This is a genomic window from Streptomyces sp. NPDC059851, assembly GCF_042732005.1.
Lineage (GTDB): Bacteria > Actinomycetota > Actinomycetes > Streptomycetales > Streptomycetaceae > Streptomyces.
In genome coordinates this window covers 27,872-39,861 of record NZ_JBHWJJ010000030.1, presented here as the reverse complement: position 1 = coordinate 39,861, position 11,990 = coordinate 27,872, and the positions used below count along the sequence as shown (strand labels likewise).

General features: G+C 76.7%; 9 protein-coding genes and 1 pseudogene. 5 read left to right on the top strand and 5 right to left on the bottom strand.

Annotation, left to right across the window (positions count from 1 at the left end; genetic code table 11):
- Positions 1 to 143 precede the first annotated feature (143 nt).
- Together ACFV7Q_RS13490 and ACFV7Q_RS13485 are read left to right on the top strand one after the other, a co-directional pair.
- Positions 144 to 728, top strand: a complete 585-nt coding sequence (locus ACFV7Q_RS13490; RefSeq protein WP_385427843.1) for an HXXEE domain-containing protein — start codon at positions 144 to 146, stop codon at positions 726 to 728.
- 50 nt (positions 729 to 778) lie between these two features.
- The gene (locus tag ACFV7Q_RS13485) at positions 779 to 1,174 is read left to right on the top strand and encodes a hypothetical protein (protein ID WP_385427841.1); all 396 of its coding nucleotides are present in this window, start codon (positions 779 to 781) and stop codon (positions 1,172 to 1,174) included.
- Here the strand turns inward: ACFV7Q_RS13485 and ACFV7Q_RS13480 are convergent.
- The 4 genes from ACFV7Q_RS13480 to ACFV7Q_RS13465 form a co-directional block, all read right to left on the bottom strand.
- Positions 1,128 to 2,063, bottom strand: coding sequence for a serine protease (locus ACFV7Q_RS13480; protein WP_385427838.1), 936 nt, complete (start codon positions 2,061 to 2,063; stop codon positions 1,128 to 1,130). The genes ACFV7Q_RS13485 and ACFV7Q_RS13480 overlap by 47 nt on opposite strands.
- A gap of 21 nt (positions 2,064 to 2,084) precedes the next feature.
- The gene (locus tag ACFV7Q_RS13475) at positions 2,085 to 3,725 is read right to left on the bottom strand and encodes an FAD-binding oxidoreductase (protein ID WP_385427835.1); all 1,641 of its coding nucleotides are present in this window, start codon (positions 3,723 to 3,725) and stop codon (positions 2,085 to 2,087) included.
- A gap of 96 nt (positions 3,726 to 3,821) precedes the next feature.
- Positions 3,822 to 4,583 (bottom strand): class I SAM-dependent methyltransferase, encoded by a 762-nt coding sequence (locus tag ACFV7Q_RS13470; RefSeq protein WP_385427832.1) that lies wholly within the window; start codon positions 4,581 to 4,583, stop codon positions 3,822 to 3,824.
- A gap of 11 nt (positions 4,584 to 4,594) precedes the next feature.
- Positions 4,595 to 6,142, bottom strand: coding sequence for an IucA/IucC family protein (locus tag ACFV7Q_RS13465; protein WP_385427913.1), 1,548 nt, complete (start codon positions 6,140 to 6,142; stop codon positions 4,595 to 4,597).
- 118 nt (positions 6,143 to 6,260) lie between these two features.
- Here ACFV7Q_RS13465 and ACFV7Q_RS13460 point away from each other — a divergent pair, with 118 nt between their 5' ends.
- Both ACFV7Q_RS13460 and ACFV7Q_RS13455 read left to right on the top strand, forming a co-directional pair.
- Positions 6,261 to 7,835, top strand: coding sequence for an IucA/IucC family protein (locus ACFV7Q_RS13460; protein ID WP_385427829.1), 1,575 nt, complete (start codon positions 6,261 to 6,263; stop codon positions 7,833 to 7,835).
- 144 nt (positions 7,836 to 7,979) lie between these two features.
- Positions 7,980 to 8,882 carry a GntR family transcriptional regulator gene (locus tag ACFV7Q_RS13455; protein WP_385427826.1) on the top strand — a complete coding sequence of 301 codons (903 nt, stop codon included), beginning with the start codon at positions 7,980 to 7,982 and terminating at the stop codon, positions 8,880 to 8,882.
- Here ACFV7Q_RS13455 and ACFV7Q_RS13450 read toward each other — a convergent pair.
- The gene (locus ACFV7Q_RS13450; RefSeq protein ID WP_385427823.1) at positions 8,875 to 11,130 is read right to left on the bottom strand and encodes an MMPL family transporter; all 2,256 of its coding nucleotides are present in this window, start codon (positions 11,128 to 11,130) and stop codon (positions 8,875 to 8,877) included. The genes ACFV7Q_RS13455 and ACFV7Q_RS13450 overlap by 8 nt on opposite strands.
- 280 nt (positions 11,131 to 11,410) lie before the next feature.
- Between ACFV7Q_RS13450 and ACFV7Q_RS13445 the strand changes: the two are divergent.
- Positions 11,411 to 11,990: pseudogene (locus ACFV7Q_RS13445) on the top strand (hypothetical protein); the annotation flags it as partial.

Here is an 11,990-nt window from a genome sequence, read left to right as displayed (position 1 = left end):
CGTATGCGCCGCGAAGGCGCCCCTGGCCACCGCCCGGATGTCGTACGGGGGCCGACCCCGGGACCGGCATCTGGTGTGCGCTGAAGGCGAGTTCGGCCGAATACCGCTCCCGCCGCGGCTGTCGATCTTGCAGACTGTGGCCCATGAGCGCACCCGGGACCCCCGCCATGCCCCCTGCACCGGCCACTGCTCCGGCCGGCGTCACCGCAGCGGCCACGCTCGGTCTGCTGGCAGCCTGGGCCGTGCACGACACGGAGGAGATCGCGACGATGGGGCGCTGGTCCCGCGACCGGGTCCCCGTGCTGCGGGCCCGCCACCCCGGGGTGCCCGACCGGGTGTGGGACCGCCTCGGCTCGGTGGACGGGCGGGAGTTCGCCACCGCGGTCGCCGTCGCGGCCGTCGTCGTGGGCGCCGCCGCAGCCGACGGGTACCGCACCGGCGGGCGGTCCGCCTTCTACCAGGCCTCCCTGAACGCCTTCGGCCTGCACGGCCTGGTCCACGTCGCCCAGGCCGCAGCCACCCGCGGCTACACCCCCGGCGTGGTCACCTCGCCGCTGCTCGTCGTCCCGTTCACCGTCTGGGCCCGCGGCAGGCTCCGGCGCGCCGGGGTGCTGCGGCCGACCCGGCCGCGCGACGCGGCGCTCGGGCTGGCCCTGGCCGCCGCCACCGCGGCCGGCGCACAGGCCGCCGCCCGACGGCTGCGGCGCCGCACCGGGCCGGCCGGCTGATACGGGCGGGCCGGCTCGTTCCCCGCGGCCGTCCCGCTCGTTGACCCGGCATGGAGCAGTTGCCGACCCTCGCGGCCCCCGGCGTCGGGGAGCGGGCCGACGCCGCGGCCGACGCCGCCTGTCACCTCTACGACGCCGTCGCCCCCTGGAGCTCCGCCCGGACCGGCGGGTGGAGCCGTACGGCGGCCGAGGACGCCGCCGAGACCATCGAGACCACCGCGCACGCGCTGGCGTGTCTCCACCCGCGTGCCGAGGTCATCCTGGCACCGGTCCACGCCGCCCTCGCCGACCTGCGCCGCCAGTTCGCCCTCGCGCCCGCCGACCCGCTGGACGCCGACGAGGTCCCGGCGACGCCCCGCAGCGTGGGCAACCCGCGGCGGACCCGCTGGGTGCGGGTGGTCACCCCGCCGCTGCCTCGGCAACAGCCTTCTGGTACAGCTTCCTGACGTCGGCCCCGAAGTAGGAGCTGTACGAGGTGTCCGCGGTCTCCCCGCCGGTCTTCCAGCCGCCGATGACCCCGACGACGTTCCCCGTCTCGGTCTCCTCGTCGTAGTGGGTCAGGAACGGGCCACCGCTGGTCCCGCCCGGGTAGCCGGTGCAGTCGATCCGCAGGAAGGTCCCGGGGATGCCCGGATCGGTACTCGTGAACTCCGTCGTGCGGTTGACGCACAGCCGGGGCCGCGCCGCGGACGCCGGGTAGCCGATCAGCGTCACCTGCGGGTGCGCGTAGCCCGCGTCGGTGACCAGCCGGTTCCCGCCGACCACCTCCTCGACCGGGAACCCGTCGGCATCCGGGCCGACCTGTGCGAACGCCACGTCGAGGGTGGCCGCCGCGTCGGCCCCGAGGCTCTTGTAGCGCGGGTCGATCCACACCTTCGACCGCCCCTGCGCGTCCCGCAGCACGGGGAACATGCCGTACGGCTGCGGGTTCTCCGCCGTGTACAGCGGTACGAACGCCACCTGCCGGGCGTCGGTGCCGAGCAGGCAGTGCGCCGCGCTGAGCACCAGGTTGCGGCCGGGGGAGGAGACCACGCTGGCGGTGCAGAAGTACGCGCCGCCGTCCTTCATGACGAACATGCGGCCGACGACCGGGATCCCGTCGAAGTCCGTGCCGGTGCCCGGGGGTTCGGCGGCCGCGGCCGGACCGTCGGGGGTGCCCGCGTTGACGGGGGCGGCGGACGCCATCCGGTCGGCCGTCCAGAACGCCTCCGCCTCCCGGGCTGACCACCTGCCGGTCGCCGGCGGCGTACCGCTGCCCGCCTCGGCCACGGGCAGCGGCCCGCTCGGCAGCAGTAGGGCGGCTGCGATCGCCGCCACCGTCAACAGTCGTCGCATGTCGGGCTCCTTGGGGCTCCGCTAGACGGCCTGGGGGAAACGGAACAGCCGCCCCGGGTCGTGGGCGCGCCGGACCTCTTCGAGGCGGGCGAGGTTCGGCCCGTAGTAGGCCGTGCGCCAGCCGGGCAGCTTCGGGTCGATGTAGTTCTGGTACGCGCGCCCGCCCGCCCAGGGGCGCAGGTCCTGCCAGAGCCCGTCGAGCCACGCCAGGTGCCGGGCGGCCCCGGCGGCCGTGGCGGTCGCGGGCCAGTAGGCCAAGTACTGGGTGAGGAAGGCGCTGTCGCGGTGCACGAACGCGGTGTCGGCGGGCGCCGGCCGGTTCACGGCGCCGCCGCAGTCCCCGGTGAACTGCACGACGCCCGTGCCACCGGAGGGAACGTCCCGCGCGTACCGGCGCACCCGGGCCAGGACCGCGGCCACCGCAGGGTCCGGGAGTCCGGCGGCCGGCCAGAAGTCCGAGCGGGCGCCGTAGGAGTCCCGGTCGATCCGGCCCTCGGCGCCACGGCCCGGCAGCGCGCCGGGCAGTCGGCACTGGGCGGCGGTCCGCTCCGAGCAGCCGGACATGGCCCGCAGGGTCTCTTCGTAGCCGCGGACGACGGTGCGGGCGTCGCGGGACGGCCTGCCGACCAGATCGGCCAGCCGGGTCAGCTGCCGGTCGAGCTCGGCGCGCCCGTCGAGGCAGAGCACGCGGACGGTGGGCGGTGGCGGCGGGCCGGACGGAAGGAGGAACTCCACCTGGCTCCAGAACGGTTCGGGCAGGGCGGGCAGCCAGCGCTGCCAGCCGTGGAGCACGGCCGAGGAGTCCGCGTCGGAGTCGGTCCACTGGAGTTCGGCGTAGGCACAGTCCGCGGCCGGGTGGGTGTCGAAGCGGAGTTCGGTGACCACGGCGAAGTTGCCGCCCCCGCCGCCGCGCAGGGCCCAGAACAGGTCCGGCTCCCGGAGGGCGTCGACCTCCCGCACGACGCCGTCCGGGGTGACCGCGGTCGCGCCGGTGAGACGGTCGCAGGTGGCCCCGTACGCCCGGGAGGCGAGGCCCAGCCCGCCGCCGAGGGTGAGCCCGGCGATGCCCACGGTGGGGCACAGTCCGGTCGGGATGCCGCGACCGTGGGCGGCGAGGGTCCGGTTGACGTCGCCGAGCCGGGCGCCCGCGCCGATCCGCACTCCGGCGCCCGACGGAACCACGCCGTCCATGGCGCTGACGTCCACGACGAGCCCGTCCGCGCAGGTGGACCAGCCGGCGTAGCTGTGGCCGCCGGAGCGCGGTACGACCGGCACCGCGCAGCGGCGGGCGAAGTCCAGGCAGACGGCCACGTCCCCGGCGTGCGCCGGGTAGGCCACGGCGGCCGGGGCGACGGTGTCGTAGCGCGGCTGGAACAGTTGCCGGGCCTCCGGGTAGCCGGGGTCGCCCGGCAGGATGACCCGCCCGTCGATGCCGCGGGCGAGCGCCCCGTAGTCCGGGCCCCGGCCGGGCGCTCCCGCACCGGCCGCCGACCGGGTGCCGGACCCGGGGCCCGACCGGACGGGGGAACCCGCGCCGGGCCGGGCGGCGGAACCCGGATCAGCCCCGGCGGCGGACCCCGAGCCCGCTCCGAGGCAGGACCCGGCGGCCGCGAGGACGGCCAGGGGGGCGCCGGCCAGGAGTTGGCGTCGGTGGAGGCTCATTCCTCCTTCCTGCCATCGCCCGCGCCGATCCCCGTGCAGGCGGGACCGCCGCCGCCCCGCTGCCCCCCGAACGGCCGACGGCCGTCCGGCGGCCCGTCAGCGCGCCGGAGCCGGCCCCGGCCCGGCGGCGGGTTCCGGCCCGGAGGTGGCGGGTTCCACCTCCCGGGCCGCGGCCTCCCCGGCTGCCTGCTCCGCTCCGCCGGCGCGGCGGGCCAGCAGGAAGCCCTGCGGGCCCGCCTCCCGGGCACCGGGCTGCCGTACCAGGCGGGCCACCTCGGCCAGTCCGGCATCGGCCAGCAGTTCGGCGATCAGCTCTGGGGGCGTCCAGTACACGTCCAGGTCGACCCGGTGCCCGTACGCGTGCTCCAGGCGGATCCGCCGGTCGCCTGCCTTGAACGCGATCAGCAGATGCCCGCCCGGAGCCAGCACCCGCGCGAACTCCGCGAACAGCGGCGGCAGCCCGGCCGGCGGGGTGTGCACCGTGGAGTACCAGGCCAGGACCCCGTCGAGCACGCCGTCCGCCACGTCCAGCGCGGCCATGGAACCCACCTCGAACCGCAGGCCCGGATAGGTCCGCCGGGCCACCGCCACCATCGCCGGCGAGAGGTCGACCCCGAAGGCCCGTAGGCCGAGCGCGTCCAGGTGGGCGGTGATCCGGCCCGGACCGCAGCCCAGGTCGGCGACCACCCGGCCGGCCGCCCCGCGGCCCCCTCCGCCCCGCACGCACTCGGCGAAGGCCGCCAGCATGGCCCGGTCGAGCGGTCTGCCGTCCAGGTCCGACCCGAACAGCCGGGCGTAGTCGACGGCAACGGCGTCGTAGGACGCCCGTACGGAGCTCAGGTACGAGGTCTCGCTCATGCCCCCGGAGACTAGCCCGCGCGCCCGCCCGACTCACCACCGATCAGCGGGTTGTCCAGGCCGGTCCACTGGTCGCCCGGCAGCCCCGGGCTGAGCCGCATCAGGGTCAGCGCCTTCGCCGGCAGCGGAGCGCCCAGCAGCGCGCCGGTGTCGGCGGTGGGCGCCAGCCCGTCCGCCGCCCGCCCGAGCACCTCCGCGAAGGCCCCTGCCGACCCGGCCGTGGACCCCAGGGCTCCGGCCAGCAGGGAGCCGAACAACTTGCGCCGCAAGGCCGTCACGTCGTCGGTGACCAGCCGGCCCGACACCGGCGGCGCCGGCACGCCGTGTCGGGCGAGCCGGGCCGGACTGATCCGGATGTCGGCCAGGTCCCGGTAGACCAGCCGCAGCGGGGCGTGGTCGGCGGAGAGGACCACGAGGAGGTTCTGCCCGTGGGCCTCCAGCGCCACCCCGAGGTCCAGCACCCGCAGGCACACGGAGAGCGCGAGGCGGGCGAACGCCGCCTGCCACGCCGCCGAACGGGCGAACGCCGCCCCGGCCAGCGCCGCCACCGGCACCACCCGTTCGCCCGCCGCCGCGTCCGCGTACGCCTCCGGAGGCTCGCGCAGCACCGCGGCCAGGTCCGGGTCGTGCGCCGCCGCACCCAGGGTGCGGGTGATGTGCAGCCGCCCGTCCAGCCGCTCGGCCAGCGCTTGCGCGAAGGCGGACACCGCCTCCGCCGTCTCGATCGAATAGCCCGAGATGTCCCGCACGGAGGAGGTCAGACGGGTGCTCAGCGCCGTCTTGACGTGCGCACCGCCCGCCGTCGGGCTGAGCGTGCGCAGCGCCATCAGCGGATGCGCCGTCCCACCCGGGTGCAGCGCGTCCGGTCCCCGGCCCGTCTGCTTCAGGACGTGCTCCGCCTGCCAGGGGTGCACCGGCAGCAGGATCCGGCCCCCGGCCCGCAGCTCCGCCGGCCAGTCGCCCGTGACCAAGCACTCCTCGGCCCGTACGGACACCAGCCCGAGCTGCACCACCGGCCGGTGCTCGGGTGCGTACGCCAGCTGCTCGGCCACCGAGAACCCGGGGCGGGAACGGCAGTTCGGGTGGTACGGGTGCCCGTCGACCACCCGCTGCTCCCACTCCCGGGTGGTCTCCGGGTCCGGCTCGCCCGCGGACGGCTGTCCCGCCCGCGAGAGGGCCAGCGAGGCGGTGCTGCCGTCGAGCTCGGCGGCGAACGCGTCCCCGTGCGGCACGCGCAGGGCCGCCATCAGCCGCCCGGCCTGCCGGTACGGGGTGCCGTCGAGGAGTAGCTCGGCCACGTGCGCGCCGGTGGCGTACGGGTCCGCGGGCGGGCCCTCCAGTCGCCTGCCGTCGGCCAGCAGGAGGGCCAGGCCGCCTGAGCCCCGCTCGCGGCGCACGACCCACGGCAGCGGTTCGTACGCCAGCGCCCGCCACAGCCGGGTCAGCACCGCGGCCCGGGCGCCGCCGAGGGCGGACTCGTACGGGGCACCGAGTTCGGGGCGTACGTCGGCCAGTTCGGCGGATACGGCCTCTTCGGCCGGGGAGTCGGGGAGGTTCATGCCGGGGTGCAGCACCCTGTTCCTCTCGCTCTCGCGGATGGTTGCGGTGATCACGTCATCATCGCGGATACTGATGATCACGGCCGGTCGTCCGCGCAACGGGCTTCCGGCGCATGGGATGGACCGAATGGAATCCGTGGACCTCAACGCCGTCGCCGACGCACGCGCCGCCGCCCCCCTGCTCAACTGCCTGCTGCGGGAGGCGGCCGACCCCGAGGGCGGAGGCGTCCACCGGCTGCGCGGCAGTGGCCGGCTGCTGCGGGTGCGCCCCGGCCGCCGGCCCGCACACCCCGAACTGGGCACGGCCGACGGCTGGCACCCCCTCGCCCATTCCGCACTGGTGAAGCTCGTCGCCGACGAACTGCTCCGGTACACGGGCGCGCCGAACGACGAGCTCCCGGTCGAGATGGCCGACAGCCGCGCGGCCATCGCCGCCCTGCTCGGCGCCCGGTCCGTCGCCGAACCGCCCGAGGACCCGTACGTCCTGTCCGAGCAGTCCCTCGTCATGGGCCACCCCCACCACCCCGCGCCCAAGGCCCGGGGCGGGGCGCCCGCCGCGAGTTGGCTGCCGTACGCGCCGGAGGCCCACGCCCGCTTCCCGCTGGTCTTCCTCGGGCTGCGCGAGGACCAGGTCGTGGAGGAGGGCGGACCCGCCGCGGCCGACGCGATCGACGCCCTGGCGGAACTGCAGGACGGCCCCCGCCCGCCCGCCGGCTACCGGCTGTTGCCCGCCCACCCGTGGCAGCTGGAGCTGCTCGACGGATCCGTCGCGGTCCGCGCGGCCTTCGCCGACGGGCGGCTGCTGCACCTCGGCCGGGGGCGGCGGGCAGCCTGGCCCACCGCCTCGGTCCGGACGGTGTACGTGCCCGGGGGCGAGGGCCAGGGCGTGGCCGCCGGTGGCGGTGCCGCCGGCGACCTCTTCGTGAAGTTCAGCCTCGACGTCCGGATCACCAACGACGTACGCCGGCTGTGGCGGCACGACCTGCTGAAGCTCCGCCGCACGGACGCGGCCGTCGAGGCGGGCTTCACCGCACTGCGGCAACACACCGGGTCGAACGCGGCCTGGCTCGCCGACCGCGGCTACCGCACCGCCGCCTTCGCCTTCGAGGAGCTCGCCGTGCTGGTCCGCGACGGGCTGCGCGCGCACGTGGTGCCCGGGGCCGTGCCCGTGCTCGCCGCCGCCCTCGCCGAGGGGTACGCGGACAGCCCGCTGACCCGTACCGGCGATCCGGCCGGCTGGTGGCGGGCGTACGTGCGCCAGGTGGTGCCGCCGGTGCTGGAGCTGTTCGCCCGGCACGGTGCCGTCCTGGAGGCCCACCTCCAGAACAGCCTGGTCGCGTTCGACGGGGACGGGATGCCGGTGCAGGCCCTGTTCCGCGATGCGGAGGGCGTGAAACTGCTGCCGGAACCGGACCGGGCGGCCGCTTGGCAGCGCCTGGTCTACTGCCTGGTCGTCAACCACTTGGCGGAGGTGGCCGGAGCCCTCGCCGAGGCGCACCCCGCGGTGGCGGACATGGTGTGGCCCGCCGCGCGCCAGGAGTTCCTGCGCTACGACGCCGAACGGGGCCTGCCGGAGGTCGCGGAACTGCTCGCGGCCCCCGCCCTGCCGGCCAAGACGAACCTGCTGCTGCGCTGGACCCGGGCGGACGGCGCGGACGCGCGCTACATCCCGCTGCCGAACCCCCTGCGGTAGGGGCGGGGGAGGCGGAGGCCGGGAGGGCGGCGGGATCCGGCCAAGGTGGTGCGAGGCCTCGTTCCACCCCGGGCAAGAGGTATAGACCAATGCTACGTTGGGTGGGCAGTCCGCATTCCTTGACCCCCCGTCAGAGGAGAAGCCATGCCCTCCCCTTCGCGGGACGGCGGCCCGGCCGCCGTCCCCAAGTACCAGCGGATCGCCGCAGCGCTGTGGCAGGAGCTCGAAGACGGCGTGCACGGCCCCGGCGGCAGACTCCCCTCGGAGCGCACCCTGGCCGCGCGCCACGGGGTCAACCGCCAGACCGTCCGGGCGGCGCTGCAGCACCTGCGGGAGGCCGGCCTCATCGTGACCGAACGCCGCGGCACCCGTGCGGCCCTGCCCGCGCCGCCCGTGGTCCCCGGCGCCCCCACCGTCCTCGGCCCGCCCGCGCGGTCCGGGGCCGACAGGGTCTACGGGGCCCACGGGGCCGAGGGGCCCTACGAGTACGCGGTCCCCGCCGCGTCCGAGGTCGTGTCCGGGGGTGCGAGGGGGGCCGGGCCGGCCGCCGCACCCCACGCGGGCCCGGCCGGGGCGCCCACGGCCGTGGTCGCCCAGAGCTGGCTCGCCCTGGTCACCGTGCCACCCGGGCTCGCCCCGCTCCTCGGCCTGCGGGGCGGCGAGCGCACGCTGGTGCACCACCGGCGCGAGCGCGGCCCGGCGGGGCAGACCTTGCAGCACGCCGTGACCTACCTCTGCCCGAGCGCCGTGGCGCAGACTCCCGAACTGGCCGCCTACCGCGACCGTGCGGCGGTGCGCGACGAGGACCTCGGCCCCCTCCACCGGTGGCTGGACCGGGCGGCCGAGCGGGGCCGTGTCGCCGAGACCATCACCATGACCCGCAGCAGCCACCCCCAGGCCACCGTCCCCGCCTGCGGCCTGACCGTGCGCCGCGTGCTGCACGACGACTCCGGCCGGCTGCTCGCCGTCACGGACCTCGCCTTCCCCACCTGGGACCGGCTGACCTTCCACCGGGACCGCGCCACGGGCGGGTTCCGCGTCAGCTGACGGGGGTGTGCGGCCGCGTCCGCCCGCCTCCGACGTCCTCGGCCCGTGGTCCGGCCGCCGGTCCCCAGCCGCGGTCTGCGGTGTGGTGGCCGGTGGTGGCCGGGGCGGCCGCGCCCGGCCACCACAGGGACCGGCCCAGGAGCGCGGCCAGCGCCGGTACCAACACGATGGACAGGACGAACGCGGAGAGCAGGATCCCCAGGGCCGTCGCGAACCCCGTTTGCCGGGTGGACGCGGACGGGTTCACCGCGAGGCTTCCGAAGGAAACGGCCAGCACCAGACCGGCCGTCGCGACGGCCGGCGCGGTGTGCCGCACGGCGCGGGCCACCGCCGCACGGGCCGGACCGGGCCGTTCCATCTCCTCTCGGATGCGGTCCGTCACCAGGATGTTGTAGTCGGTGCCCAGTGCGACCACGAACAGGAACAGGACGAGCGGGAGGGTGAAGTCCACGCCCGGCCGGCCCAGCGCGTGCTGGAAGACGAAGGCGGCGGCACCGAGGGTCGCGGCGAAGCCCAGACCGACCGAGACCATCAGGGCCAGCGGGGCGAGCAGGCTCCGCAGCAGAAGGAGCAGGATCAGCGCGATCAGGGCCGCCGCCACCGGGAAGACCACCCGCAGGTCCTCCTCCACCGCGGCGGAGATGTCGGCGAACACCGCGGCCGTGCCGCCGACGTGCGCCTCGGTACCCGCGGGCCGGTGCGCGGCGACCGTGTCCCGGACCGGTCCGGACACGAGGTCGCGGGCCTCCTGGTGTTGTGGATCGACCGCCAGGAACAGGTCGATGCGTGCCGCCCGGCCGTCCTCGCTCAACACGGGCGGGGCCACGCGGCCCACACCGTGCACCCCGGCCAGAGCCCGGGCGAGTCCGCCCAGTCGCTCGGGCGCCACCGGCCCGCCGTGGTCGGCGGTGACGAACACGGTCGTCGGGTCCGCCGTCCCGGCGGGCAGGGCCCGGGCGATCTCGGCCGCCGTACGGGCGGACGCGGTGCGCCCGCCGCCCGGCCCGCCCTGGCCGTAGTCCATCCTTATCCCGGCGAGCCCCGCGGCGAGCGCGCCGAGCAGGGCCGTGGAGGCGAGGACGAGGAGCAGCGGGCGCCGGGCCGTGAGCCCGCCGAGCCGTGCCGCCACCCCGGCCGGGGGCTGGCGGTCCAGTGCGCGCGAGGGCCAGAACATGCGGTGCCCGCACACGGCCAGGAGCGCCGGCATCAGCGTCAGGCTGCCCAGCAGCATCACCAGGACGGAGACCGCGACGGCCGGGCCCAGCACCCGGAACTGGCCGAAGGAGGCCACCCCGAGCGTCGCGAACGCCGCCACGATGGTGAGTGCCGCCGAGGTGATCGCCGTACCGACCCGGCCCGCGACCGCGGCGGCCGCCGCCCGGCCGGACCGCCCGGGACGGTCGCGCAGGTGCTCGCGGAAGCGGAACAGCAGGAACAGGAAGTAGTCGATGCCGATGCCGACCAGCACCACGTTGATCAACGCCGGGGTGGACGGGGAGAGTTCGACGCCCGTCAGTAGCGCGGCGACCACGACCGTGCCCGTGGCCGCGCCGCCCACGACCGAGACCGCGAGGAGCGGCAGCAGCGCGGCGAGGAGGCTGCGGAAGACCAGTACGTGCAGCAGTGCGATCGCCCCGACCACGACCAACCCGGCCACCAGCGAGCGGGTCTTCTCCGCATCGCCCGCGTCGACGGTGTCCGCCAGGGGGCCGGTGAAGCCGGTCCGCAGCCCCGCGTCCTGGAAGGCGGCCCGTGCGTGCTCGCGGAAGGCCCGGTAGGTGGCCTGCAGCCCGGGGTCGGCCGGATTGCCCGTCAACTCGGCGGACAGCAGCCGGAAGGACCGGTCGGGGGCGGTCATCGCGGGCGCGAGGCGGGGGACCTGGGAATGGTCCCGGGCGAACAGGGGCGGGACGTCCCGGGACACGGGCATCTCGACCCACCGCCGGGAGAGCTTCGCGGCCTCGGCGTCGATGTGCCGTTCGTCTTCGGCCGACAGCGGTTCGCCGTCGGTACGCGCCACCAGCACGGTCAGCGGGTTCGTGTCCGGGGTGGACCCGAAGTGGCGCTCGGCGACCTCCAGCGCGGCGGCCGAGTCGTACTGCGCGGGCAGGAACGCGGCGTTGCTCGGCTGGGTGGCGCGGAAGACCAGGGTTTGGCCGAGGAAGGACAGGGCGAGCCCGAGCACCGCCCAGAGGGCGATGACCTTCCACGGACTCCGGATCGCGAAGCCGGTCAGGGCGCGGATCAAGGGGGACTCCTCGTACGGGACGGCGGACGGTGCGGCCGGGGCTGCCGGCCCCGGTGCCCCTTCAGACCATCACCCGGCGGGGCCCGACACGTCGGGGCGGGGGAGGATCCGCCCCCGGGACCCGGGTCCGGTGCGCGCCCCTCGGACCAGGACTCCGGTCCTGGTCGGAACCCTCCTCAGGGCCCGGGGCGGGGTGGGGCAGCGCTGCGAGAATGGACCGGTACGCGGCCCGGGCGAGGCAACCGGCGGGGCCGGTGACGAGGGAGGGGACTGCACGGGCATGCCGACGCGCCACGACAGGACACACGACTCCCCGCTGACGTCGTGGACCGCCCCGCCGGGCCGCGCCGCCACGGGAGCCCGGCCCGCGGGCGCAGCCGCCGGCTCGTCGGCCGGTGCCTGCGCGCCGGCCGACCCGGCCGCGGGTTCCCGGACCCGGGCGCCGGCCCGGGCGTTCGCCTGGAGCCGCAATGACGCGCTGGTGGCCGTCGGGGCGGCGGCCGTCGACCTCACCGGCTACTCGCTCGGGGTCACCGGCGAAGGCCGGCCCCTGACCGTGCCCGCACTGGCCCTGCTGGTGTCGGCCGGGCTGTGCCTGGTGCTCCGGCGCCGCCACGCCCTCGGGACGCTGGCGGCCGTCCTCGCCCTCGGCGTGCTGCTGAACCTGACGACCCCGCTGATCCCGCACTTCGGGGCCGCCCTCGCCGTCGCCCTCTACTCGGTGGCCCGGTTCAACGGCGGGCGCGTCGCGGGGGGGGGGGGCGCCCCGCGCCGCCCCCCCGCCCCCCGGGGCCCCCCCCCCCCCCCCCCGCCCCCCCCCCCCCACCACCCTGAGGGGGCGGCGGGGCAACACACACCCC

Bases quoted from the DNA above. Each gene is read 5' to 3' on its own strand.
- ACFV7Q_RS13490 (WP_385427843.1), top strand. From the start codon at position 144: ATGAGCGCACCCGGGACCCCCGCCATGCCCCCTGCACCGGCCACTGCT.
- ACFV7Q_RS13485 (WP_385427841.1), top strand. From the start codon at position 779: ATGGAGCAGTTGCCGACCCTCGCGGCCCCCGGCGTCGGGGAGCGGGCC.
- ACFV7Q_RS13480 (WP_385427838.1), bottom strand. From the start codon at position 2,063: ATGCGACGACTGTTGACGGTGGCGGCGATCGCAGCCGCCCTACTGCTG.
- ACFV7Q_RS13475 (WP_385427835.1), bottom strand. From the start codon at position 3,725: ATGAGCCTCCACCGACGCCAACTCCTGGCCGGCGCCCCCCTGGCCGTC.
- ACFV7Q_RS13470 (WP_385427832.1), bottom strand. From the start codon at position 4,583: ATGAGCGAGACCTCGTACCTGAGCTCCGTACGGGCGTCCTACGACGCC.
- ACFV7Q_RS13465 (WP_385427913.1), bottom strand. From the start codon at position 6,142: ATGAACCTCCCCGACTCCCCGGCCGAAGAGGCCGTATCCGCCGAACTG.
- ACFV7Q_RS13460 (WP_385427829.1), top strand. From the start codon at position 6,261: ATGGACCGAATGGAATCCGTGGACCTCAACGCCGTCGCCGACGCACGC.
- ACFV7Q_RS13455 (WP_385427826.1), top strand. From the start codon at position 7,980: ATGCCCTCCCCTTCGCGGGACGGCGGCCCGGCCGCCGTCCCCAAGTAC.